General features: G+C 60.9%; 24 protein-coding genes. 6 read left to right on the forward strand and 18 right to left on the reverse strand.

Going from position 1 to position 24,479, the window contains the following annotated elements; translation table 11 throughout:
• Positions 1 to 88 precede the first annotated feature (88 nt).
• A complete protein-coding gene (locus ACSQ22_RS17550; RefSeq protein ID WP_121507426.1) occupies positions 89 to 1,831 on the forward strand; it encodes a proline--tRNA ligase in 1,743 nt (580 codons plus the stop codon).
• On the forward strand, positions 1,828 to 2,529 hold the full coding sequence (locus ACSQ22_RS17555) for a lytic transglycosylase domain-containing protein (RefSeq protein WP_306553531.1): 702 nt from the start codon (positions 1,828 to 1,830) through the stop codon (positions 2,527 to 2,529). Before ACSQ22_RS17550 ends, ACSQ22_RS17555 begins: the two co-directional genes overlap by 4 nt.
• Positions 2,530 to 2,664: 135 nt before the next feature.
• Here the strand turns inward: ACSQ22_RS17555 and ACSQ22_RS17560 are convergent, their stop codons facing one another.
• Complete coding sequence (locus tag ACSQ22_RS17560) at positions 2,665 to 4,023, reverse strand: hemolysin family protein (protein WP_436131059.1); 1,359 nt, start codon at positions 4,021 to 4,023, stop codon at positions 2,665 to 2,667.
• 171 nt (positions 4,024 to 4,194) lie between these two features.
• Positions 4,195 to 5,202 (reverse strand): AAA family ATPase, encoded by a 1,008-nt coding sequence (locus tag ACSQ22_RS17565; RefSeq protein ID WP_436131060.1) that lies wholly within the window; start codon positions 5,200 to 5,202, stop codon positions 4,195 to 4,197.
• A gap of 155 nt (positions 5,203 to 5,357) precedes the next feature.
• On the opposite strand from ACSQ22_RS17565, the gene ACSQ22_RS17570 reads away from it, so the two are divergent.
• Positions 5,358 to 6,494 (forward strand): helix-turn-helix transcriptional regulator, encoded by a 1,137-nt coding sequence (locus ACSQ22_RS17570; protein ID WP_436131061.1) that lies wholly within the window; start codon positions 5,358 to 5,360, stop codon positions 6,492 to 6,494.
• A gap of 9 nt (positions 6,495 to 6,503) precedes the next feature.
• Complete coding sequence (locus ACSQ22_RS17575; protein WP_436131062.1) at positions 6,504 to 7,634, forward strand: helix-turn-helix transcriptional regulator; 1,131 nt, start codon at positions 6,504 to 6,506, stop codon at positions 7,632 to 7,634.
• A 54-nt stretch (positions 7,635 to 7,688) separates the two neighbouring features.
• Here the strand turns inward: ACSQ22_RS17575 and ACSQ22_RS17580 are convergent, their stop codons facing one another.
• From ACSQ22_RS17580 to hemA, 10 genes are all read right to left on the reverse strand, one after another.
• Positions 7,689 to 8,600, reverse strand: coding sequence for a hypothetical protein (locus ACSQ22_RS17580; RefSeq protein ID WP_436131063.1), 912 nt, complete (start codon positions 8,598 to 8,600; stop codon positions 7,689 to 7,691).
• 96 nt (positions 8,601 to 8,696) lie between these two features.
• The gene (locus ACSQ22_RS17585) at positions 8,697 to 9,077 is read right to left on the reverse strand and encodes a hypothetical protein (protein WP_436131064.1); all 381 of its coding nucleotides are present in this window, start codon (positions 9,075 to 9,077) and stop codon (positions 8,697 to 8,699) included.
• Positions 9,078 to 9,336: 259 nt separating this feature from the next.
• A complete protein-coding gene (locus tag ACSQ22_RS17590) occupies positions 9,337 to 10,023 on the reverse strand; it encodes a chitosanase (RefSeq protein ID WP_436131065.1) in 687 nt (228 codons plus the stop codon).
• Between the two features lie 42 nt (positions 10,024 to 10,065).
• Positions 10,066 to 10,938: a hypothetical protein gene (locus tag ACSQ22_RS17595; RefSeq protein WP_436131066.1), complete on the reverse strand. Its 873-nt coding sequence runs from the start codon at positions 10,936 to 10,938 to the stop codon at positions 10,066 to 10,068.
• Between the two features lie 33 nt (positions 10,939 to 10,971).
• On the reverse strand, positions 10,972 to 11,472 hold the full coding sequence (locus ACSQ22_RS17600) for a hypothetical protein (protein WP_436131067.1): 501 nt from the start codon (positions 11,470 to 11,472) through the stop codon (positions 10,972 to 10,974).
• Positions 11,473 to 11,708: 236 nt separating this feature from the next.
• Positions 11,709 to 13,217 carry a hypothetical protein gene (locus ACSQ22_RS17605; protein ID WP_436131068.1) on the reverse strand — a complete coding sequence of 503 codons (1,509 nt, stop codon included), beginning with the start codon at positions 13,215 to 13,217 and terminating at the stop codon, positions 11,709 to 11,711.
• A gap of 198 nt (positions 13,218 to 13,415) precedes the next feature.
• Positions 13,416 to 13,739: a Grx4 family monothiol glutaredoxin gene (grxD, locus tag ACSQ22_RS17610; RefSeq protein ID WP_055399159.1), complete on the reverse strand. Its 324-nt coding sequence runs from the start codon at positions 13,737 to 13,739 to the stop codon at positions 13,416 to 13,418.
• Between the two features lie 61 nt (positions 13,740 to 13,800).
• Entirely contained in the window at positions 13,801 to 14,652 is an 852-nt protein-coding gene (gene prmC / locus ACSQ22_RS17615) for a peptide chain release factor N(5)-glutamine methyltransferase (RefSeq protein WP_121507423.1), read from the reverse strand.
• 73 nt (positions 14,653 to 14,725) lie between these two features.
• Positions 14,726 to 15,814, reverse strand: a complete 1,089-nt coding sequence (gene prfA, locus ACSQ22_RS17620; protein ID WP_121507422.1) for a peptide chain release factor 1 — start codon at positions 15,812 to 15,814, stop codon at positions 14,726 to 14,728.
• A 114-nt stretch (positions 15,815 to 15,928) separates the two neighbouring features.
• Entirely contained in the window at positions 15,929 to 17,248 is a 1,320-nt protein-coding gene (gene hemA, locus ACSQ22_RS17625) for a glutamyl-tRNA reductase (protein ID WP_176888516.1), read from the reverse strand.
• A gap of 72 nt (positions 17,249 to 17,320) precedes the next feature.
• Here hemA and ACSQ22_RS17630 point away from each other — a divergent pair, with 72 nt between their 5' ends.
• Together ACSQ22_RS17630 and ACSQ22_RS17635 are read left to right on the forward strand one after the other, a co-directional pair.
• Positions 17,321 to 17,599 (forward strand): hypothetical protein, encoded by a 279-nt coding sequence (locus ACSQ22_RS17630; RefSeq protein WP_436131069.1) that lies wholly within the window; start codon positions 17,321 to 17,323, stop codon positions 17,597 to 17,599.
• Between the two features lie 176 nt (positions 17,600 to 17,775).
• A complete protein-coding gene (locus ACSQ22_RS17635; protein ID WP_055399149.1) occupies positions 17,776 to 18,744 on the forward strand; it encodes a Bug family tripartite tricarboxylate transporter substrate binding protein in 969 nt (322 codons plus the stop codon).
• Between the two features lie 111 nt (positions 18,745 to 18,855).
• Here ACSQ22_RS17635 and ugpQ read toward each other — a convergent pair whose 3' ends face one another.
• The 6 genes from ugpQ to ugpB all read right to left on the reverse strand — a co-directional run bounded on the left by ugpQ (position 18,856) and on the right by ugpB (position 24,400).
• Complete coding sequence (ugpQ, locus tag ACSQ22_RS17640; RefSeq protein WP_436131070.1) at positions 18,856 to 19,641, reverse strand: glycerophosphodiester phosphodiesterase; 786 nt, start codon at positions 19,639 to 19,641, stop codon at positions 18,856 to 18,858.
• Positions 19,638 to 20,006, reverse strand: coding sequence for a bleomycin resistance protein (locus ACSQ22_RS17645; protein ID WP_306553522.1), 369 nt, complete (start codon positions 20,004 to 20,006; stop codon positions 19,638 to 19,640). The genes ugpQ and ACSQ22_RS17645 overlap by 4 nt, the downstream gene beginning before the upstream one ends.
• Positions 20,007 to 20,010: 4 nt before the next feature.
• Complete coding sequence (locus ACSQ22_RS17650; RefSeq protein WP_055399144.1) at positions 20,011 to 21,021, reverse strand: sn-glycerol-3-phosphate import ATP-binding protein UgpC; 1,011 nt, start codon at positions 21,019 to 21,021, stop codon at positions 20,011 to 20,013.
• A 61-nt stretch (positions 21,022 to 21,082) separates the two neighbouring features.
• The gene (gene ugpE, locus ACSQ22_RS17655; RefSeq protein WP_121422465.1) at positions 21,083 to 21,934 is read right to left on the reverse strand and encodes a sn-glycerol-3-phosphate ABC transporter permease UgpE; all 852 of its coding nucleotides are present in this window, start codon (positions 21,932 to 21,934) and stop codon (positions 21,083 to 21,085) included.
• 147 nt (positions 21,935 to 22,081) lie between these two features.
• Positions 22,082 to 22,963, reverse strand: a complete 882-nt coding sequence (gene ugpA / locus ACSQ22_RS17660) for a sn-glycerol-3-phosphate ABC transporter permease UgpA (RefSeq protein WP_121422466.1) — start codon at positions 22,961 to 22,963, stop codon at positions 22,082 to 22,084.
• 120 nt (positions 22,964 to 23,083) lie between these two features.
• Complete coding sequence (gene ugpB / locus ACSQ22_RS17665; protein ID WP_055399138.1) at positions 23,084 to 24,400, reverse strand: sn-glycerol-3-phosphate ABC transporter substrate-binding protein UgpB; 1,317 nt, start codon at positions 24,398 to 24,400, stop codon at positions 23,084 to 23,086.
• Between the last annotated feature and the right edge of the window lie 79 nt (positions 24,401 to 24,479).

Genomic DNA, 24,479 nt, shown 5'->3' on the forward strand with positions numbered 1-24,479 from the left:
AAACCCCAAATTTTTAAACTGTGTCCATTATGCACGGCGCCTAGCGCGCAGCAAGTGGACGGCCCCGTTCTGCCTGCAATCGATTCCGATGAAAGCCTCCCAATTCTTTATTTCCACCCTCAAGGAAGCTCCGGCGGATGCCGAAGTGGTCAGCCACAAACTCATGACGCGGGCGGGGCTGATCAAGAAGCTGGGCGCTGGCATCTATAACTACATGCCCATGGGGCTGCGGGTGATCCGCAAGGTAGAGGCCATCGTGCGCGAGGAAATGAACCGTGCAGGCGCCGTGGAACTGACCATGCCTGTGGTGCAGCCCGCCGAGCTGTGGCAGGAAACGGGTCGCTTTGAAAAGATGGGCCCCGAGTTGCTTCGCATCCAGGACCGCCACGGGCGCGACTTCGTGGTGCAGCCCACCAGCGAAGAAGTGATCACTGACATTGCGCGCCAGGAGCTCAAGAGCTACAAGCAGCTGCCGAAGAACTTCTATCAGATCCAGACCAAGTTCCGCGACGAGCGCCGTCCGCGCTTCGGCCTGATGCGCGGACGCGAGTTCATCATGAAGGATGCTTACAGCTTCGACCGTGACCAAGCCTCGGCCAAGGCCAGCTACCAGGTCATGGCGCAGGCTTACCGCCGCATTTTTGACCGCTTTGGCCTGACCTACCGCGCCGTGGCGGCCGACAGTGGTGCCATCGGTGGCGACCTCTCCGAAGAGTTCCAGGTGATCGCTGCCACGGGCGAAGACGCCATCGTCTACTGCCCACAGAGCGACTACGCCGCCAACATGGAAAAAGCCGAAGCGCTGGCCCCTGCCGGCCCACGCGGCGCAGCCACTCAGGAGTTGACCAAAACGGCCACGCCTGGCAAGAGCACTTGCGCCGATGTGGCAGAACTGCTCGGCGTGCCTCTGAACACTACGGTCAAGTCGCTCGTGCTGGCTACAGACGAAACCAACGAAGCCGGCGAAATTGTCAAGACCCAGGTCTGGCTGCTGCTGCTGCGCGGCGACCACGACATGAACGAGATCAAGGTGGGCAAGGTGCCGGGGCTGGCGGGTTTCCGTTTTGCCACGGTGGGCGAAATCGAAGACCATTTCGGCTGCAAGCCCGGTTACCTAGGCCCCATCGGCCTGAAGAAGCCTTTGAAGATCGTGGCCGACCGCGAAGTCGCCCTGATGGCTGACTGGATCTGCGGCGCCAATGAGGTGGACTTCCACATCACCGGCGTCAACTGGGGCCGCGACCTGCCCGAGCCCGACGCCGTGGCCGACCTGCGCAATGTGGTGGCGGGCGACCGCTCGCCCGACGGCAAGGGCGAGCTGGCGATTGAGCGCGGTATTGAAGTGGGTCATGTGTTCTACCTGGGCACCAAATACAGCAAGGACATGAACGCCACCTTCCTTGGTGACGACGGCAGGCCCGCATTTTTTGAAATGGGCTGCTACGGCATTGGCGTCACGCGCTTGCCCGCTGCGGCCATCGAGCAAAACCACGACGAGCGCGGCATCATCTGGCCCGACGCGATTGCCCCTTTCACCGTGGTGGTCTGCCCCGTGGGCATGGACCGCAGCGAAGCCGTCAAGGCCACGGCCGAGCAGCTCTATGCCGATCTGCTGGCTGCGGGTGTGGACGTGATCCTGGATGACCGGGGTGAGCGCCCCGGTGCCATGTTTGCCGACTGGGAACTGATCGGTGTGCCCCACCGCGTGACCATTGGCGACAAGAGCCTCAAAGACGGTGTGGTCGAGTACCAGCACCGCCGCGACCCTGCGGCCACCAAGGTGGCGGTGGCAGACATCCTGGCCCACGTGAAGGGCCGCATGGCGGTATGAACACGGCGCGGCTGGTTTCTGCGGCGGGCAGAGCTCCCGATGATGGGGGCTGTGTCTCCCGGCGCGTGTGCCTGACGGCGCTGTCGGCTCTGTCTGCACCTGCGGCTTGGCTGGCGGCGCCCTCGCTGGCCCATGCGGGCGGGCAGCTGGAAGAGCCCCTGATGGACTCTGTGCGCACCGCCCTCAGTTCGGCCATTGCCAACCAGGCACCGCCAGAGCCCCATTTTTTCACCACCGAAGCCCGCATTCACTACGTGCGCTGGCTCGCCGCCATGAGCGACCGCCTGCGCCGCCGCAAGCCCGAATGGGAGGTCCGTCGCGACTTCCTGCAGACCGCCTGGTACGAATCCAAGCGTGCCGGGCTGGATGTGTCCCTGGTGCTGGGCCTGATCCAGGTGGAGAGTGCGTTCCGCAAATACGCGGTGTCCAGCGTGGGCGCACGTGGTTACATGCAGGTCATGCCCTTCTGGACACGGGTGATTGGGGATGGTGACCCGGGCAAGTTGTTTCACATGCAGACCAATCTGCGCTTTGGTTGTGTGATCTTGCGGCACTACATCGACCGGGAGCGGGGCGACCTGTTCATGGCGCTGGGGCGTTACAACGGCAGCCGGGGGCGTTCGCCGTATCCGGACGCCGTGTTTCGCGCACAGCGCAACTGGTTGTTCGCCGAGGGTTCACAGCTGCCTGCTGCCTGATTTGCTATTGTTTATATAGCTGTTTGTGCTTATCCATCAAGCGCTAAATGCCAATTTGGCTGATTGTCTGAAACTCTGCAAGCGGCAACGGGAGTCAGCTCCCGAAAAGCCGATGGTGCCCGTTCGCCCACAGGCCTAGGTCGAAGTCGGCGTAGCGCTGTCTGCTGGGGAGGCCTGGATGGTCTGGCCGGAACCTGCTGACTGGGCGGTACCGAGGCGAGACACCATGACCTGGTCGATGCGGTAGCTGTCCACGTCCAGCACCTCGAACTTGTAGCCACCCCAGCTCACGCTGTCCGTCCGGCGCGGAACGCGCCGCAGCATCACCATCAGGAACCCGGCCAGGGTTTCGTAGTCGCCCGCGTGGGGCAGCTCGTCCAGCGACAGTGCGCGCAGCACGTCCTCGACCGGTGTGACGCCGTCGATGAGCCACGAGTTTTCATCGCGCCGCACAATCTGCTCTTCATCCGCCGGGCCGACCAGGTCGCCCATCACGGTGCTCATCACATCGTTCAGGGTGACCACGCCCACCACCAGGCTGTATTCATTGACGATGACAGCAAAGTCTTCGTGCACCTGGCGGAACTGCTCCAGCACCTCCGACAGCGTGAGCCGGTCTGGGACGATCAGCACCTTGCGCACCAGACTGTCATCGGCCAGCGAAATGGGCTGGTTGTTCAGCACGCGCTGGAACAGGTCCTTGGCATCCACATAGCCCACCACATGGTCGATGTCCCCCTCGCACACGGGGTAGGTGGAGAAAGGCTCGGCAGCAATGCGCAGGCGGATCACGGAGTCCGGCTCGTCGCGCAAGAAGAAGGCCACACGGTCGCGGGGGGACATGGCGCTGGACACCATGCGCGTGTCCAGCTCGAACACATTGGTGATGACCTGCTGCTCACGGGCGGCCAGCACGCCGGCACGCGCACCCGCTTCCATCATCGCCAGGATGTCGTCCGAGGTGATGCGGTCGTCCCGCAGCGACGACATACCCAGCACCCGGAACAGGGCATCCGCCCCCCGGCTGTAGAACCACACCACAGGGCGCAACAGTGCCATGCACCAGGCCATGGGCTGCGCCAGCCGCACCACCAGCCGCTCGGGCTCGGCCATGCCCAGGCGTTTTGGGAACAGGTCGGCAAACAGGATGAAAAGGGAGGTGATGACCAGGAACGAGGCGAGAAAGCCCGCCTTCTGCGCGGCTGATTCCGACAGCCACAGGCCGAACAGCGTGGTGAAGTGGGGGCTCAGCGCACCTTCGCCCACGATACCGCCCAGGATGGCCACGGCGTTCTGCCCCACCTGCACCACGGTGAAGTAGTCGCCCGGCTGCTCCTGCATGCGCAGCACCTGGTCCGCCCTGGCATCCCCTTCGTCGGCCATCTGCCGCAGGCGCAGGCGGCGCGCTGCGGCGAGCGAGATCTCGGCCATGGAGAAAAAGGCGCTGGCTGCAATCAGCAGCCCGATGACAAAGAGGCTTTGGGAGAGGGTCATGAATGGCGACGGAGCGTGGCGCTGCGGCACACCGGATGACTGAGTGTATCTGGGCGTTCTGCAGGCACCTACCCCAGGTGTGCACACACCGGGGGGCCTGGTGGGCCTTCGGGGTTGGGGCCCCGAAGGCCAGTCCTGCGGGCGAGCGCAGGACTGGCGGCGTGGGCCTTGTTATTGCACGAAACCGATGCGGCTGCGCCCTGACGCCGCCTTGGGCAGATCAGCAATCTCCACGGTGGACCGGCGGTCCAGCCGCGCATTGCCAAAGCCCGTCATCAGCGCACGCCGCATCTCACGGGGGGGCATCTGTGCCAGGTGGTCCAGCACGTCGTCCGTCGGCTCCGGATCCAGCAGGCGGCCCCAGTCGTGCCCCGCGCGGATGCCCTGGTACAGGTTGCGGGCAATGGTGCGCGCCTGCTCCAGCGTGGGCGCCTCCACCTCGAACACGTTCATGCGGTTCAGGATGGGGTCGGGGATGCCGCGCGTGTCGTTGGCGGTGGTGATCCAGATCACCTGGCTGGCGTCGATGGCCACCTCCGCAAACTCGTCGGTAAAGCTCTGGGCGGTGTCGTACTCCAGCAAGCTGTACAGCGCACCCAGCGGGTCGTACTGCGCATCGCTGCTGGCCTTGTCGATCTCGTCCACCACGATCACGGGGTTGGCGTATTCGCCCTCCACCAGCGCCTCGAATACCTTGCCCGGGCGCGCGCCCTTCCACTGTGCGGACGAGCCCGACAGCAGCCAGCCTGCGGTCATGGAGCTCATGGGCAAGAGGTTCATGCCCGTGCCCAGCAGCTCGGCCAGGTGGCGCGCAAAGTGGGTCTTGCCGATGCCGGGCGGGCCCAGCAGCAGCATGGGCGTGACCTCCAGGCCATCGCTGCTGTCCTGCGCCAGCGCCATGTGGCGCTTGACGTCGTCCAGCACCTCGGTGAAGTTGGGCAACTGCTCGTACAGGCTGGCCATGTCGGGGATGCCCGAGGGCTTGACCTGAAAGCGCTCCGGACCACGTTCCAGCATGCGTTCGTACACGGTGCGCAGGGTTTCGTATTCGCGCTGGTTGCCCGACTCCTGCAACCGTGCGAGCTTGCGCTCGACGTCACCGGGGTGGAACACATTGCGCATCTGGGCCACCGGCAAGCGCAGGGCGGGTGGCTGGGGAACAAGGCTATGGCTGGTCATTGCATGCTCCTGTGATGGTTACGTCACGCAACCATTCAAGCACACAACATGCCCGCTTCTCAATGAATTCCTTCTACGCGCTTTCACTAATGTGTCTATATGTTGCATAGTAGGACTATCTGGCGAGAGGGTTGCCGACACGGAGGTTGTTGCGCATGGCACGCACAGAGAAGATCAAAAAACTTGCGGGGCAGTTTTACGAAGGAATCGCCTGCGCTGAAACTTGGGTTGAAGCGCTGGATGGCTTGCGGGTAGCGGCAGATGATGGCGTTTTCCATCACGTAGCTTGGGATCGGCATGCACACTGCGTTGTAAGCGGGGTGGCGAACGATGTTCAGCCTGCTGAGAAAGTGCGGGAGTACGAAACGTATCATGCTGCCAACGACCCCCGCATCCCCATCGTCATGACGATGCCGGTCGGTGGAATCCTGCTGGATCATGAGCACTTTTCCCCCCGAGATATGTCGCGCAATGCCATCTACGCTGATTGGCTGGCTCCGCTGGGCTATCGCCATACTCTCGGTGTACCCGTCTTCGATGATGGGGCGGTTCGGGAGTGGATTTGCGTCATACGCGAAGTAGGTCAACGTCATTTCGAAGACGATACCCGCGACCTTTTGCGAGCCTTGATGCCCGATCTGCTGCGTGCATCGCGTCTGCGGGTGCATGTCGGACGCATTGCTGCGCAGGCTGGATTGGGCATCGCAGCATTGGATGCCTTGCCCCAAGCGCTGGTGCTGGTGGATGCCCAATGTACCGTGCAATACTTGAATCCGGTAGCACGTAAGGAACTGGCACGCAACGGCAGTTTGAAGTTTCGCCATGGCCGTTTGCACGCAGATTCACCCCACGTCCAACAGAGCTTGATGAACTGTGTAGCAGCTGCATGCCAAGCCAACGGTGGAGCGCAGGGCGGCACGCTGCACTTAGGAGGTGCACGCGGCGTCAGCGCAGGTGCCCAGGCGGCTTCGCGGGTTGTGCATGTGTTGCCACTGCAGTCCACACATCCACTGGCGCAGTGGCATCGCGCACAACCCTATGCATTGCTGATCTGGGTGTCGGCTGATTCAACGCTTCAGGTGTCTCATATTGGGGCAGCACTGGGGTTGACCGAGGCAGAGGCGCGCTTGGCGCTGCTTCTTTCGCAAGGGCGCACAGTCAAGGACTTTGCCCAGTTGCAGGGTTGCAGTTGGCACACAGCCCGCACCCATGCCAAAAATCTCCTGCGCAAAACGGGGATGCACCGACAAGCCGAAATCGGTGTATTGGTCCGGTCGCTCATACGTGGATAGCGTAGAACTATGGGCCTCCACTCAGTCACCGACGCGATCACAACGTCCTTGTATGAGGGCATCCTGGAGCCAACCCAATGGATGGGCGCGTTGCAGACAATCCAGGCATCGCTGCAGTGTGCTGCCTTCCACCAGCTCGACATTGGATGCCGGGACTTCAGTGTGCAAAGCATTGCCGCATCCATGGCGGGTGGGGAGGCTCCGTCAGAAAAGGTGGCGGCCTTTGAGAGGCACTACGCCCCGCAGGACATTCGCTTGCCTGCCATGTGGCAGTTCACCGAAGGCGCCGTGTGGTGCGACCACGAACAGCTAGACCGCGCCACCCTGGACAGGGCGCCGATTTACACAGAGTTCCTGGCTGAACTCCGTATGCGGCACACGTTGGGGATTCCTTTGCGCGACGGCGCCAGTTCTCGTGACTTCCTTGGTTTCATTCGTCATCTTGACCAGCCGCCCTTTGGTTCCGAAGAGCAAACGCTGGTCACCTCTCTGGTGCCCCACTTGGTTCGGGCCAACAAGCTGCGCTACCGCGCAAACCAGCTAGCAGTGCAGGCGGCACTGGGGGCTGCAGCCTTGGATGCTTTGCCCCAAGCGCTGGCCGTGGTCGATGCTGGGCTACATGTTCGCTATGCCAATGCTGCCGCCGAGCATGTTTTTGCAGGCCAAACCCGTTTTACGTCCTGCCAAGGAGTGCTGCACGCGAGCGACCCAGAGAGTCAACGCTTGTTAGAGCACCGTGTAGCCGAAGCCTGTCGATCCGGAGACTTCGCACGTGCGGGCATCGTTCGCATTGCATCCAGCGAGCACTGTGGCGGCGAGTGCTTTGTTCATATCCTGCCTTTGCGCGCCAGTCATCCTTTGGCGGCTGCCCTGCACGCCGTACCCTATGCATTGCTCGTGTGGTCTTCCACGCTGGCTGTCAAAACTGTGGAACATATCTGTACAGCACTGGGGCTGACAGAAACTGAAGCGCGTCTTGCGCTCATGCTGGCCCAAGGCCGAACTGTCAAAGATTTCGCGCAGGCACAAGGGTGCAGTTGGCACACTGCGCGTACGCATGCGAAGAACCTGCTGACCAAGACGGGCTGCCACCGGCAAGCAGAGATCGTGCAACTTCTACAAGCGTTTACATGGGGATGAGGCCTAGGACCCTTGTGTCTGCCAAAGCCAGTGGACCAGACTGCCAACTGATGGCTATGGATAGTTGGCCAAGTGGCTTTCCATCCAAGGCCCAAAAGCTACGCCCAACTCGCCGTAGCCATCTGGGCTCAGATGAATCTCGTTCACCCAATGCCCAGACAAATCGCTAGCTTGCGCGTCGGCGCGTTGTATGGTCGTCAACCCTGCTGAATCAAATACATGCACTTGTGGCTGCGCTTCGGGCTCGCCGCTGCTTTCGTCCAGTGCCAGCAAAAAGGCGCGCAAACGGCCAAATAGCAAGTCACATACATCTTGGGCTGCATCGCCGGTCAATCCGTAGCGTAGCAGTGCCGGGTATAGCCACCCTTGTGGCGAGCCCACGGTGCCCGATGGCCGTACGGTGGGTGTTGCATAAGTGTGTAGAAAGATGGGGCGACCCTTGCTGGGCCCCAGGTCGCGGCGCGCGACCAATTCCGCAAAGTTGGCAAGCATGTAGGAGACGAAGTTGTCCCACCCAGCTTCGCTGATGAAACGCTCAGCACCCGTGCCAGGTGATGTGGCTGCCTCTTCTGCGGTGAGTAGCAGTCGCTGATGGCGTGGGACTGGTGTGCCATCCTTACGCTCGGGCGGTACTTGGGCTGCATCAATCAAATCATTGCCACCCGCCGAAATCAAAATACCCTCCCAGTAGCGTGCAAAGTTCTTTTTGCTCAGCAGGCGGTCAAAGTAAGGGTCGTTGAACCACTCCACCATGTGCTGCAGTGTGTCACCGGGGTAGGCACAATTCACGATAGCCGTTGTCTGACTGACCTCCAGCTTGAACAGCACGTTGGACGCAGCCAGCAGATTCAGCGTACCGATGGTGAACCATGAGTCGCCCTCGGCCAAAAGTCGACGGCCAAAGTCTGCCAGAGGCGGCGGCTGATCGCGAGAAAGCCAATCAGCGGGATAAACAAGTGGTCTCATATTGAATCTCCATCCATTCGCGATATAGGCAGGGTCTCATTTTGAGCGTCGGAGCTGCAAGGTCAAAAGGGTATGGCGCACCGTGTTCGCCTCGTGTTAGTGCTCTCGAAAGTAGGAGCGGTTGCTGTACACTACGAGCGCTGCATTCAAAAATGCCGCCGCAAAGATGGCTGCACCAAGCCAATCACTGGCGGGGACACCACCATCTTTTGGGAAGAGCGAGGCCTCGACAAAGCGGTCTACTTTGCTCACCAAATACCCGGATGCAAAGGCCGAAACCGCTTGGCCTATCGTCAAGAGCTTGCTCAGTTCGCTCCCGTAGGGTGCGAAATACATCCCGCAGCCCCACCCAAGCAGCATGCCTGTGAGGCCAACCAAGGCATATCCCAGCTTTGCCTTGTCGTCTGCACCCAATTGCATGCACGCCCATGCCAGAAACACCAGAATCATCAAACCAAACAGGTTGGTGAAAATCACGTTACCGATATGGCGCCCGAACACAGCCTCGAATGGCGTTATGGGAGCGAGGGTTCGGTCATCGCATGGTCTTGATGGCGATGGCGATGGCGATGGCTGTGGCTGTGGCTGTGGCTGTGGCTGTGGCTGTGGCTGTGGCTGTGGCTGTGGCTGTGGCTGTGGCTGTGGCTGTGGCTGTGGCTGTGGCTGTGGCGAATCTGCTGCCTCTGTCATTTGCGTCTCCGATGCCTGGCTCTGAATATTTGCAGATCTAGTTTGATCAGCCGCTGAAAACATCCGTCCCATTCATACGAATGGGCTCTGTGAACAAGTCCCAGTTACCCGCTTCGATCTGGGCCATGAGGCCTTCGGTCCGGTATTTGGACTTGCGCACCACTGGTCGAGCGTGGTTGCTCAGCCAGTCGTGGCGTGCTCGAACGTACTCATCGATCCAAACCTCCTCGCGGCCCCCGCTGGCGGGCGGACTCTCGGTAAATCGATGACGCAGTAGCCAAAGAATGCCGCCACTGTGGATGAAGGAGTCGTAGATCACCAGGGCGGACAGTGCCTTAATGAAGCCGTTGTCATCCGCCCAGCGCATGGCTGGATCGAAGTAAGTTTCCGCAAAGAACCTGTCCTGAACCGCACGCATCACGGGGTCCTTGCGCCCCGCATCGCGCAGCAGGCCACGGAAAGCCATGTCATCCGTAAGTGCCTTGCTCCCCACGTACGGCGCGTAACCGGCTAACTGGGCGCTATACAGACCACCCGCCGCTGCATACATCTGCACCAACTTACGCAGATTTCCGTATTCGGTGGTCTGAGCGCGGCCGTAGGTGATCTGGCGGATGTCGTGCGGGCCATCGGCGTAGATGGAAATTGCTCCATAGTCGCCCTCGGGGCTGCCGGTTTCGATGGTGTTGATAACGCGCCCGATGATATTGTATTGAATTTGCGTCAAATACATCGTGGTTTCCTTCGCGTTTCTAGCAGTTGTTGGCTGAATGAATTAACAACCTTCGCCAGTTTTGCTTGCGCCAAATATTCCTTCAAGGAAGCTAATTCGATTTTTTATTGGTGTTATTAGGTTGGCCGGTAGGCCAATTTTTGGCATGTGGTTGACAGCATTTTTTAGGAGGGTGGCTTCTTTGATTGAATAGTTATCAAATTCATTGGCTGCCTTGCAGTATATTGCTTTGTTGTCTGATAAGAAGTCATTTTTGATTCTTTCATGTACGGCATTTTTCTCTGAATTGAATTTCCCTATTGGGATGAGTATGCTGCTGTGTAGTGTTTCGATCTGATTTTTAGAATTCGTATTTTTGGTGGACTCAATAAATTCTGAGAGTCTTAAACTGCCGTTACTTTCGTAATTTTCCAGTGGATTGACGAGGAAGTTGCACATGTACGCATGAACAGGGTCTTTTGTGGTGTCAAAAATATATTCTATATAAGCCCCTTGAATCGCATAGCTGCCGAATGAATACGAAAAACCGCAGTTGAAGTTGGAGAAGGTTTTGAAGTCATTGGGCAGCATTTTTGAATATAACTGCCTAGCTTCTTGGTTTAGGTCATCGTAGAAAAGTGCGCCAACCGTTCGTCGTGCGAGAAATTGGCAATAAACTTCGGGGCTATCAGGTGATGCGTTAGCTCCTGCGCCTGTAGAGTAGGAGTTAGGACACTCTTTATTAAAACGATTGAGCATCGCTTTACCAACGCCATTCTTTAATCCGCCATTTGCAGTTAGTACACTGTCTTCTGCCCTTTTTGCTTTTAAAAATGGGGGCTCCTGCGAGCTTGCTAAATTTGTTTGAAATGTCGCTGTGAAGATGCAGAGATACGCTATTTTTTTTGGTTGAAAGTGTGATGAATTAAATGTCATGATTTTCTGGTGATTTAATTAATTTGTGCGTGATCAGTCTTCTTTGTGAATTTTTTGGGACGGTACCTCTTTGGTGCTAGGCGAACCGAAGATGCTCACAATATCTCGTTGGCATTCTTTTTTTCTGAGATCGTTGAGGGATTGATTGCAATCCCGCACCTTGGCCCAGCGCCCGCTTTCACACCGGTAGGCGCGCGGGCCGAAAGCCACTGTCTGGCCTTCGCTGTAAAAGCACGAGCGCGAGCCACAGCTTTCCTCGTCACGCACCACCAGCCATTTGCAGGCCTGACCAGTCAGGTCGGCGGATGGATCTTGAGGAGGAGCGCCATTGCCACCAGCTAAAGGAGAGTCCGCGCCTTTGCCGAAGGGATTGAGTGACGGGTCTTGCTGTGCCTGTTGAATGGCAGCCTGCACCTGCTGGTTAATCTGCTGCTGGCGTGCACGCTCTTGTTGCTGTCGGTTCCACTCTTCCTGCTGGCGCCGCGCATCTTCCTGCCGCTCGCGTTCCGCCTGTTGTCTGGCGGATTGCTCCATGGCTGCTCCGAAAGCACCGATGGCGTTTTGTATTTGTTGGTTCCTGTTGGCCGAGTTGCTGTTCCCATGGTGCGTCGAACCTGACGAGCCTGAGCAGTTGGGGTTGCCTGTGGCACCTCGAATTACTATGCACTGATCTGATGTTCCCCCTTGAGCGTGTACAGAATGTGGAAAAATGAATATGCTGCTAGCCAGGGTAAGGCAGATAAAAATGAATTTTTTTATTTTCATGGCACTTATTTTTTTGGAATAACTGTTTCTGGGCCAAGCCATACTTCCATTTGACCGAGTGATACTTTGCTTTCGTAGCCGCGCACATGTATACAGCTGATTTTTGTATTGATTATGGCATTCAAGAATTTATTGACATTGTCGCAATTCACCTTGTCATCCAGCTGAAAGTAGCGCAGAAAATTTCCACCTGTATATCCTGGAATTTTTTCTGTGCGATAGAAGATGGTGTTGGAGATGCCTTTTGAGTTGGCTTTAAGAAGGCTATCCAGCGATTCGCGTTGCGTGTCGGTGGCAACCTGAGGGTAAATAAAGAGTTTTTCTGCAGCAATCTTGATAGGTGCAATTGAGGAAGTTCCATCGCCGGTTGCAATGCCGGTGAGATTTTTGTCTTCGGTAGGTTTGTTCAGCGTTTCATTTGCTGTGTTTGCCGCTCCTTCATTGCAAGAGGAATTCAAGTCCTCTCTGAGTCGCTGAAATAGTTCACTGTTTGTGTTTTCTGCGCGATCTAGCCACTTAGCTCTGGCATTTAGGCAGCCTTCCATTTTGTAATCTATTGTTGAACCCAGCACTGCGATTTTATAGACAGTTTGAGATATAATGCTGACTGTCGTGGGGTCTATGGTTGGAAAAACGCTTGTTGATTTATCTTGGCTGGCGATGGCCCCTTTGACAGCCATTTGGATCGCATCATTCTTCTCAAGGATTGCTTCGTAATATCTGCGGGTGTCCGTAGCCGTGGCTTTTGCTTGTTGCAGGGTGTCTTCCTTGGCCGCGCATGCGTCCTTGTCGGGTTCTTTTTGTATGTCCGAGCAGCCCTTGCCCGCAGGCAGTTGGGCTGCTGCCAGGGCGGCCACATGTGCCGTTTGTGCCGTGTTTTTGGCCTTGTCCGCCGCCTCCCATTTCGCTCTGGCGGCTGCCAACTGCTCTGTATAGGCTGCGGCAGCGGCACCTACGGTGCCGGCACTCAGTGTGGAGGACTGACGAATTTGTGGGCGGATCAAGTTGGTCAGCTGCTCGATGGCCAGTACGGAAATCATCACGCGTTGATCGCGTGCGGCTTGCCAACTGAGTTCGGTGCGACCGATTTCGCCGTTCAGAAAGCGCTCGCAGGTGCGGTACATCGACATGGCCAGGATGTTCACAGTCTGAGAGCGCTCAATGGCGCCGCCTGATTCCGCCAAGGCTGCTGCTGCTTTGGCTGCTAATTCTTTCTGCTCGGGTTTGACCGACAACTCACCCGAAGCCGTAGCGGTGAGCACTGAGAAGATGTCCGGAGCCTGTTCTGCGCACAGTTTCAGCTTTGCGTTTGCGCCCGAACCGTGTTGGATGTAGTGAATGGCACGCTGCTTGGCATCGGTGATGACGATGGATTGCCGTCCACCAGATGTGTCCACAACAGTCTGGTTTCGGTAGACCGAACTCCAGTTTGCACACCCCGCAAGGCTCAGGGCGAATATTGCTATGGCTCCGGGGCGAAGAGCCCGACAAGCCGTGCCGAACGTTCTGTACATGGTGCCCTCTCTCTTGCATGTTGTAACGCTTGCAGGCTACAAATGCGGCGAGGCTTGCGCCATACCGCAGTTGCGGTATGGCGATGTATCCAGTGGTACGTGTTGTGAGATATGTCTTTGCTTTTGTGGATGTCGGTGTTGTGACCGGGCAGCAAAAAGCCGCCCGAAGGCGGCTGGAGAACGTAGGGGGTTTGGGCTTTAGCCTTCGGTGCCCAGCACCTGCTTGAGTTCGCCCGACTCGTACATCTCCATCATGATGTCCGAGCCACCGATGAACTCGCCCTTCACATACAGCTGCGGGATCGTGGGCCAGTTACTGTATTCCTTGATGCCCTGGCGGATTTCGTCGTCTTCGAGCACGTTGACGGTCACCACGCTCTTGGGGTCCACGCCGCAGGCCTTGAGGATCTGGATCGCGCGGCCCGAGAAGCCACACATGGGGAAGCTGGCGTTGCCCTTCATGAACAGCAGGATGTCGCTGGATTTGACGAGGGTGTCGATGCGTTGTTGGGTGTCGCTCATGGGAATACTCCTTGAAAGGGGCTGGCGGGCGTGGGGTTTTGAAAGCCCGCAATGGGGTGGATTATTTCACTGTCTGCGCCAGCGGCCACTGCCCGCCCGAGCAACGCGCAATGCCCGCGAGGTCATTGCGGCTTTGTACCAAGGCAAAACCCTGGGTGGCGAGCAGGGCCTGCACGGCTTCGGCCTGGTCGTAGCCATGCTCCAGCAGCAGCCAGCCGCCCGGCTGCAGGTGCGCGGGCGCCTGGGCGACGATGGTGCGGATGTCTTCGAGGCCGTCTGCGCCGCTGGCCAGGGCCTGCAGGGGTTCGTGCGTCAGCGCGGCCAGGTGGGGGTCGGTACTGGCGATGTAGGGGGGGTTGGAGATGATCGCGTCAAAAAAACCATCCACGCCTTGCAGCCAATCACTACGCTGAAACCGCGCCGGCAAACCCAGCCGCTGTGCATTGGCCTGGGCCACGGCCAATGCATCGGCACTCGCGTCCACCCCCAGTACCCTGGCGTCAGCGCGCTGGCTTTGCAGCGCCAGTGCAATCGCGCCGCTGCCGGTGCCCAGGTCCACCACGCGCGGCGATGTCAGCGGGGCGATCACTTCCAGTGCCCAGTCCACCAGGGTTTCGGTATCGGGGCGTGGGTCCAGCACGCGGGCGTCCACCTGCAGCGGTAGGCCGTAGAACTCCTTGCGTCCCGTGAGGTAGGCCACCGGCTCGCCCGCCAAGCGGCGCTGGCACAGGGCGATGAATTGGGCATGTGCTGCCTCTTCCATCGCATCCGTGTCGTGCGCCAGCAGCCAGGCGCGGCCTGCGTCGTGGCGCGCCAGGGTGTGCAGCAGCAGCAGTTGCGCGTCGATGCGCGCCAGTCCCAGGGTGTGGGCCTGGTTCAGTGCCTGGGCGAGGGTGGGGGATGTGTTGGTCACTATTGATTTAATAGCGGCTAGCGCATGACAGATAAGCGCTAGAGGCCAATATGGTTCAAATTCTGAATATGGTTCAGCTTGCGGTACCCATCTCCAGCTCTTCGAGCTGTTCGGCCTCGCGGGCGTGGGCCAGTGCCTGCAGCACATCGCCCAGGTCGCCTTCCATCACCTGCAGCAGCTTGTACAGCGTGAGGTTGATGCGGTGGTCGGTGAGGCGCCCTTGCGGGAAGTTGTAGGTGCGGATGCGGTCGCTGCGGTCGCCGCTGCCGATCAGGCCCTTGCGCAGCGCGGCCTCCTTGGCGGCGCGCTCGCTGCGCTCCTTTTCCTGGATACGTGCCTGCAGCACTTGCAGCGCCTTGGCCTTGTTGCTGTGCTGGCTGCGGCCGTCTTGGCATTCGGCCACGATGCCGGTGGGCAAGTGCACCACGCGCACGGCCGAATCGGTCTTGTTGATGTGCTGGCCGCCAGCGCCGCTGGCGCGGAAGGTGTCGATGCGCAGGTCTGCCGGGTTGAGCTTGATGGCCTCGTGCTCGTCGGGCTCGGGCATCACGGCCACGGTGCAGGCGCTGGTGTGGATGCGGCCCTGGGTTTCGGTGGCGGGCACGCGCTGCACGCGGTGGCCGCCGGATTCGAATTTGAGAGCCCCGTAAACATGGTCACCCTCTATGCGCAGCACGATTTCCTTGTAGCCACCCAACTCGGCCGCGTTCTCGCTCACCACCTCCACCTTCCACCCTACGTTGGCGGCGTAGCGGGTGTACATGCGCGTGAGGTCGCCCGCAAACAGGGCGGATTCGTCGCCGCCCGTGCCCGCGCGGATTTCCACAAACGCGTTGCGGGCGTCGTCGGGGTCCTTGGGCAGCAGCAGGCGCTGCAGTTCGTCTTCCAGCTGCAGCAGCTCGGCCTCGGCGCTGGTGATTTCTTCCTGCGCCATCTCGGCCATGTCGGGGTCGGCCAGCATCTCGCGCGCGCCGGCCAGATCGGCCTCACGCTGCTGGTAGCGGGCGTAGCGGCCGGCGACCTGCGTGACTTCGGCATGCTCGACGGAGATGCGCCGGTACTGCGCCATGTCGCTCATGATGTCTTCGCGCGAGAGCAGGAAGTCGAGTTCGCCCAGGCGCTGTGCGTAGCGCTCCAGCTGGCTTCGGAGAAAGGGTTTCATGGAATTCTGGAAAAATGGTTTGCTACATATTTGGTAGCTTGTGGCGCTTGTGTATCAAGCGCTAGGGGCCGATTTTGATGAAAACCGGGGCGGCTGCGGAGCGGGCGAGCGCCGCTACAGGCCGTTGTTGTTGGGCGTCTTGCTTTGCGAGCGCAGGAACAGACGCGAGACGGTCTGTGCTGTCTGGGCGCGCATCTCGGCGTCGCCCGCGCGCAGCTCGGCCAGTGTGCCGTGCAGCATCTTCTGCGTGAGGCCACGCGAGAGCGCTTCGAGCACGGCGTCCACATCCTCGCCCTTGGCCAGCAGCTTCTTGGCGCGCGCGATTTCCAGTGCACGCCACTCGTCGGTCTGGGCGTTGAGCTGCTGAATCAGCGGTACCACACCACCGGCTTGGCCGACAGGGCTGCGCAGCTCCATCCAGTGCATGAAGCTCTGCACGCCCGCGTCGATGATGGCCTCGGCCTGGGCCACGGCGGCCTGGCGGTTGGCCTGTGCGGTCTGCACCACGGTGGCCAAGTCGTCCACGGTGTACAGGTACACATCGCCTAGCGCTTTCACTTCGGGTTCGATGTCGCGCGGCACGGCCAGATCGACCATGAACATGGGGCGGTGGCGGCGCTTCTTCAAAGCGCGTTCTACGGCGCCCAGGCCGATGATGGGCAGGCTGCTGGCGGTGCAGCTGATGACGGCGTCGAACTCGTGCAGGCGCTCGGGCAGGTCGGCCAGGCGCATCACCTCGCCGCCAAACCGGGTGGCTAGCTTTTCGCCGCGCTCCAGGGTGCGGTTGGCAATGGCGATGGCCTTGGGGTTCTTGGCGGCGAAGTGCGTGGCACACAGCTCGATCATCTCGCCCGCGCCGACGAACAAAATCTTGGTCTCGGAGATGTCTTCAAACAGCTGGCCCGCCAGACGCACTGCGGCGGCGGCCATGCTGATGCTGTGTGCACCAATCTCGGTGCTGCTGCGCACTTCCTTGGCCACGGCAAAGCTGCGCTGGAACAGCTGGTTGAGCGTGGTGCCCAGGGCGCCAGCGGTTTCGGCGGCGCGCACGGCGTCTTTCATCTGGCCAAGGATCTGCGCCTCGCCCAGCACCATCGAATCGAGCCCGCTGGCCACGCGGAAGGCGTGGCGTGCGACGAGGCTGTCTTCCAAGGTGTACGAGTGCGAGCGCAGCAGCGCGGGGCTGACGCCGCCGCTCTGGGCCAGCCAGCCCAGCGTATGGTCCATGGCTGCCTGCTCGCCCGCGCAGTAAATTTCGGTGCGGTTGCAGGTGGAGATGATGGCTGTTTCCACCCCGGGGTGGCGGCTGGTGGTGCCCAGCGACTGGCGCAAACCGTGCAATGTGGGGGCAATCTGGTCGAGCGCGAACGCGAACCGGCCACGCAGATCGAGCGGCGCGGTGGTGTGGTTGATGCCGAGGGCCCAGACTGCCATAAGCTGCGATTATAAAATTGTTGGCCCGAACAGGCGGCCTTGCTTGTTCAAGCCTTGATTTGGGTCAATTCCATGGGTCCACTGGACATCGCCAACCACCTTCTCAACTTTGTTGCACCCGCCGCCGCCATGGCGCTGGTGTTGGTGCTTTCGGGCCGTCTGGTGGGCTCCCGCAGTGCCTCGGCGATGTCGGTGTGGCTGCGCTGGGTGATTCTGTTTGCCGTGGGTGTGGCGGTGCTCGCAGCGGGGCTGGTGCTGTGGGGGCGTGACGGCAAGATGCTGACCTATGCCGCCCTGGTTGTGGCCTGCGCTACCTGCCAGTGGGTGCTGGTGCGGGGCTGGAAAGTTTGAAGCTTTCAGCAAGCCGTCACGTGTTTTGAGGGTTTGCGAGGGGTGGTTTTGGGGGCTCTGGCGCCCTTGTGTCTGATAGCCTTGGTGCCGCCCCTATGGCGTGCCATGTCATGGGTATTGGCGGTTTGACCCGCCGCTGACGAAGCCCCCTACACCGACTGCTGGAGACATTCCCCATGAAGCTGCTGCGTACCTGGATCACCCTGGCTGCGGGCTTGGCCCTTTCCGCTGCCGTGCACGCACAGGCTTTTCCGTCCAAACCCATACGTGTGGTCGTGGGCTTCCCGGCTGGCGGGCCTTTGGACCAGCATGCACGCCTGCTGTCCGATAAGCTGCAGGCCGTGCTCGGCCAGCCGGTGGTGCTGGACTACAAGGCCGGTGCCGGTGGCACCGTGGGCGCGCAGGACGTGATGAAAGCACCGCCCGACGGCCACACCATCATGCTGGCCAACACGGGTGTGATGGTGATCAACCCGGGGCTCTACAGCCGGTTGCCGTATTCGACCCTCAAGGACTTTGTGCCGATTGCGCGCACCGCCATGCAGCCACTGGCGCTGCTGGTGAACCCCAACGTGCCTGCCAAGAGCCTCAAGGAGTTCATGGACTACGCCCGGGCCAAGCCGGGCCAGGTCAACTTTGGCTCGGCGGGCAATGGTGGCATCAGCCACCTGGTGCCCGAGATGTTCAAGACCGCCACGGGTCTGTTCATGGTGCACATCCCCTACCGGGGCAGCGCCCCGGCGTTCACCGACCTCATGGGCGGGCAGGTGCAGTTCATGGCCGAGAGCATTCCCCAGGCCGCCGCGTACCACAAACAGGGCAAGGTGCGCGCCCTGGCGGTGACCAGCAAGGAGCGCAACCCCGCACTGCCCGATGTGCCCACGGTGATCGAGAGCGGCATCAAGGGATTCGAGGTGGTGGGTTTCTATGGCTTTCTGGCCCCGGCCGGCACGCCCAAGGAGGCTGTGAACAAGCTCAGCGAGGCCTTCGGCCAGGTGCTGCAGATGCCCGATGTGCGCAACCGCATGGTGAGCCAGGGGGCCGACCCGGCGTTTCTGGGCTCGGAGGACTTCGCGAAATTCCTGGCGTCCGAAATGCCACGCTGGGCCGAGGCGGTGAAAAAGTCGGGCGCGAAGCTGGACTGACCCCCTGAGGCGCTGCTCGCCTTCCCCCTGAAGGGGGACACCACCCCTGGCCCGGCGAAGCCGGTTCCACGGTGGCACTGGCTTGGGGCGTGGATGGTTTGAAGGCGCGCCCTATGGCGTGGCGGGCGAAAAGAAGTCCACACGGTCGGTGATGATGCCGTCCGTGCCCAGGGCGATGAGCCGCTGTGCGGCCCAGTCGTCGTTCACCGTGTAGCTCAGCGCGCGCAGGCCGTCGCCGTGGACGCGCGCAACCAGTGCCGCATCCCACAGCGCGTGGTTGCAGACGATGGCCACGCAGCCCAGCTCGCGGGCCGTGTTGTGCCAGCCGTCCCACAGCGTGTCCAGCAACAGGGCGCGGGGGATGTGGGGTGCTGTGGCGCGGGCGCCAGCCAGCGCTTCGGGTCGGAATGACGAGAACAGGGGCAACACCGCCTGGCCGTGCCACAGCCGCGCCGCATGCTCGCCCACTACCTGGCCAGTCTTTTCCTCCACGCCGGGTGTTGGCTTGATCTCGATGTTCAGCAAGAACCCGTTGGCGATGCAGTAGTGCGCAATGTTCTCCAGCGTGGGGAGCGGCTCGCCGGCGTAGCTGCGTGAATGCCAGGCGCCAGCATCCAGCTGTGACAGGGCCGCCCAGGGGTGATCGCCCCCGACCGCGCTCGCTGCCGAGCCCAGTGCCTGCGCGCCATTGGTCGTGCGGTCCAGCGTGGCATCGTGCATCAGAAACGGTACGCCGTCGGCACTCAGCTTGGCATCGCACTCGAACATGCGATAGCCATACTGTGCTCCCAGCCGGAAGGCGGCCAGGGTGTTTTCAGGGGCGAGCTTGCCGGCGCCGCGGTGGGCGATCCAGCGGGGGTAGGGCCAGGGGGCGAGGATGGGAGATGGGGCGCTCATGCGGGTTCACCAAATTTCAGCAGGTTGCCGTGGGGGTCGATGACGAACATCTCCTTCATGCCCCAGGGCTGGACAACAGGTGGCGCCAGCTGCAGGCCGCGCGCCGTGAAATCCGCGTGCAGCGCTTCTGTGTCGGCACGCACATAACACGAAGTGTTCTCTGCAACGTGGCGCTCGGTGCAGGGCCAGAAGTGCAGCTCGCAGCCATCGCGCTGCAGGATCAGGTAGTTGTCCATCTCCAGCAGCGGATCAAAGCCCAGGTGCCTGGTGTAGAACCGCAGGGTTTCTGCAAGGTCCAGAGACGCCAGCACCGGGACTGTGGCCTGAACCTTGCCCCCGGTACTGGCAGCTGGCTTGGGTGGCATCGGTTCAGGCCGCGATGCGCTTGCCGGTGGTGGCATCGAACGCGTGCAGGCGATCTGCGCGGGGCTGAACATGGATCACGGAATCGGGCGCAGGGGAGTGCGTGCCTTCTTCAACGCGCACGATGATCTGCTCGCCATTGATGCGGCCATAGATCAGGCGCTCGGCGCCCAGCAGCTCCACCGTCTCGACCGTGACCGCCCAGCCTTCGCTGCGCACATCCAGGTGCTCGGGGCGGATGCCCAGGATGGTGCCAGGGGCGGCGCTCGGCGCGTTCTTGAGCAGGTTCATGGGCGGCGAGCCGATGAAGCTGGCCACGAAGGTGGAGGCGGGCGTGTGGTAGACCTCTTCGGGCGTGCCGAACTGTTCCATGTTGCCGGCGTTCATCACGATCATGCGTTCAGCCAATGTCATGGCCTCGACCTGGTCGTGTGTGACGAACAGGCTGGTGATGCCCAGCTCGCGGTGCAGCTTCTGGATCTCCAGGCGGGTCTGGGCGCGCAGCTTGGCGTCCAGGTTGGACAGCGGCTCGTCGAACAGAAACACCTGGGGCTGGCGCACGATGGCGCGGCCCATGGCCACGCGCTGGCGCTGGCCGCCCGAGAGTTCGCGAGGCTTGCGCTCCAGCAGGTGGCCCAGTTCGAGGATCTTGGCGGCCTTGTCCACGCGCGCCTTGATCTCGTCCTTGGGTACCTTGGCGATCTTCAGGCCATACGCCATGTTGTCGAAGTTCGTCATGTGCGGATACAGCGCGTAGTTCTGGAACACCATCGCGATGTCGCGTTGGGCAGGTTCCAGGTTGTTCACCACGCGGTCGCCGATGCGCAGCTCGCCGCCAGAGATTTCTTCCAGGCCTGCCACCATGCGCAGCAGGGTGGATTTGCCGCAGCCCGAGGGGCCGACGATCACGATGAATTCACCGTCCTTGACCTCGGCGTTCACGCCGTGGATGACCTGGTTGGCTTTGGGGCCGTGCCCGTAGCGCTTGATGATGTTGCGAAGAGAGATGGATGCCATTTTGCTATTAAATATGTAGCTGCTAGCGCAGATGTATGAAGCGGTAGGGCCTGTTTTGTCTTTATTTTTCGGTGTCCACCAGGCCCTTGACGAACCAGCGCTGCATGACCACCACCACAAAGGCAGGTGGCAGCATGGCCAGCAGGGCCGTGGCCATCACGATGTTCCACTCGTTGCCTGCGTCGCCGCCGGCCAGCATGCGCTTGATGCCGATCACCACGGGGTACATGTCTTCGGACGTGGTCACCAACAGGGGCCACAGATACTGGTTCCAGCCATAGATGAACTGGATCACGAACAGCGCGGCAATCGAGGTGCGCGACAGTGGCACCAGGATGTCCTTGAAAAAGCGCATCGGACCGGCGCCATCCACACGCGCGGCTTCGACCAGTTCATCGGGCACCGTGAGGAAGAACTGCCGGAACAGGAACGTGGCCGTGGCCGAGGCGATCAGCGGCACTGTGAGGCCCGCATAGGTGTTGAGCATGCCCAGGTCCGACACCACCTGGTAGGTGGGCCCGATACGCACTTCCACGGGCAGCATCAGCGTGATGAAGATCAGCCAGAAGCAGATGCCCTTGAAAGGGAAGCGGAAGTACACGATGGCAAACGCCGACAACAGCGAGATGGCGATCTTGCCCAGCGTGATGACCATGGCGGTGACAAAACTCACCCACATCATGTGCGCCACGGGTGCGGTAGAGCCCGCGCCGGTTCCGCCGCCGAACAAGGCGTCGTGGTAGGTCTGCCAGAAGTTGCCGCCGGGCACCATGGGCATGGGCACCTGCACGATGTCCTGCGCCGTGTGGGTGGAGGCCACGAAGGCCAGGTACAGCGGGAAGCCGACGATGATCACGCCCAGCACCATGATGAGGTGCGAGAACGCGGTGAGGTAGGGACTACGTTCAACCATTGGAATCTTTCAGGATCGAAGCTTGGCCCACTGCGCCCGCAAAAGACACGACGCAGGCGAGGGCCGCCGAGCAAGGGCCGCCCCGCAGTGAGGGCGGCGTCCCCCTGGAGGGGGAAGGCGCGAAGCGACTCAGGGGGTGCTTCATATTCAGTACTGCACTTTCTTCTCGACGTAGCGGAATTGGATGACCGTCAGCACAACGACGATGGCCATCAGCACCACCGACTGCGCGGCCGAGCCGCCCATGTCCATGGCCTTGAAGCCATCGTGGTAGACCTTGTAGACCAGGATGGACGTGTCGCGGCCCGGGCCGCCCTGCGTGGTGGCGTCCACGATGGCGAAGGTGTCGAAGAATGCATACACCACATTGATCACCAGCAGGAAGAACGTGGTGGGCGACAGCAGCGGGAACTGGATGCTCCAGAAGCGGCGCCAGGGGCCTGCACCGTCAATCGCGGCCGCCTCGATGAGCGACTTGGGGATGGACTGCAAGCCCGCCAGGAAGAACAGGAAGTTGTAGGAGATCTGCTTCCACACCGCCGCAATCACGATCAGCGCCATCGCGTGGTCGGAGTTGAGCATGTGGTTCCAGTCGAAACCCGACTGGCGCAGCATGTAGGCCACCACGCCCAGCGAGGGCGAGAACATGAACATCCACAGCACGCCCGCCACCGCAGGCGCCACGGCGTAGGGCAGCAGCAGCGCGGTCTTGTAGACCATGGCGCCCTTGATGATGCGGTCGGCAAAGATCGCGAGGAACAGCGACAGCGTGATGCCGCTCACCGCCACCAGGATCGAGAAGAAGGCCGTGGTCTTGAACGATGCCAGGTAACCCGGGTCCTGGAACAGGTCCCGGAAATTGTCGAAACCGACCCATTCCTTCGAAAACCCGAAGGAGTCCTGCATCTGGAACGACTGCACCAGGGCCTGGCCGGCTGGCCAGAAAAAGAAGACGCTGATGATGGCCAGCTGGGGTGCCAGAAGCACCCACGGCAGCCATGCAGAGCGGAATAAAACGCGTTTTTCCATGTCGAAACTCTCAAAAAGAAAACCCCGCCGCCCCGTGAACCAATAGGGTTGACGGGGCGGCGGGCTTTCGATGCCACCCGGCAGTGCTGCTGGGCGGTATCGGCAGATGTTCGGCAGTGTTTACTTGTTGGCGCGGGCGAAGCGGCCCAGTTGCTCGTTGCCACGGGTCACGGCGGTGTCCAGTGCTTCCTTGGGCGACTTCTTGCCCGACCAGATCTGCTCGGTTTCCTCGTCGATGATGGCGCGGATCTGCACGAAGTTGCCCAGGCGGATGCCGCGCGACTTGTCAGTGGCCTTCTTGATCATCTGCGTCACGGCCACGTCGGTGCCGGGGTTCTTGGTGTAGAAGCCCGACGCCTCGGTCAGCTGGTAGGCGCCCATGGTCACAGGCAGGTAGCCCGTGCGCTGGTGGCTGGCAGCCTGCACCTTGGTGTCGTTCAGGAAGTTCAGGAAATCGGCCACGCCCTTGTATTCCTCGGCCTTCTTGCCAGACATCACCCACAGGCTGGCACCACCGATGGCGGTGTTCTGGGGAGCACCCTTTACATCAGGGTAGTAGGGCAGGGCCGAGATGCCGTAGGCAAACTTGGCTTCCTTGGCCACGCGGGCGTACAGGCCCGAGGAGCCCGTCATCATGGCGCACTCGCCCGATGGGAAGGATGCGTCCGGCACGTTGCCACGGCCCTTGTAGACGAAGCTGCCGTCCTTGGAGGCCTTGGCCAGGTTCTCGAAGTGGCGCACGTGCAATGGCGAGTTGACCTGCAGCTGGGCGTCGTTGCCGTCAAAGCCGTTGTTCTTGGACGCGAACAGCGTGTTGTGCCACAGCGAGAAGCTTTCAAGCTGCGTCCAGCTGATCCAGCTGGTGGTGAACGGGCAGCTGTGGCCGCTGGCCTTGAGCTTGGACGCGGCGGCAAACACTTCGGGCCAGGTCTTGGGCGGCTTGTCGGCGTCCAGGCCGGCCTTCTTGAAGGCATCCTTGTTGTAATAGAACACCGTCGTGGAGCTGTTGAGCGGGTAGCTCAGCATCTGGCCATTGGGCGCGGTGTAGTAGCCAGCCACAGCCGACACGTACTGGGTGGGGTCGAACTTGAAGCCGCCGTCGTTCAATACCTTGGCGACGGGTACGATAGCGCCCTTGCTGGCCATCATGGTGGCGGTGCCCACTTCAAACACCTGCAGGATGTGGGGGGCGTTGCCCGCACGGAAGGCGGCGATGGCGCCTGTCATGGATTCGTCATAAGTGCCCTTGTAGGTGGGCACGACCTTGTACTTGGTCTGGCTGGCGTTGTACTGCTTGGCCAGGTCATTGACCCAGTCGCCCAGCGCTGCGCTCATCGAATGCCACCACTGAATCTCAACTTGCTGCGCCTGGGCTTGCGCAGGTGCGCAGACCGACAGGGCAATGGCAGCGCAGACCGCCAGATGCTTCGTTTGCATGAATATTTCCTCCGAGGATGACGAAAAGCACAAAGGCTGGATGCTATGCAGCCGATGTGACATTGATATGTCGTTGTCG

The organism is Acidovorax sp. LjRoot38 (genome assembly GCF_964252975.1).
GTDB lineage: Bacteria > Pseudomonadota > Gammaproteobacteria > Burkholderiales > Burkholderiaceae_C > Acidovorax > Acidovorax facilis.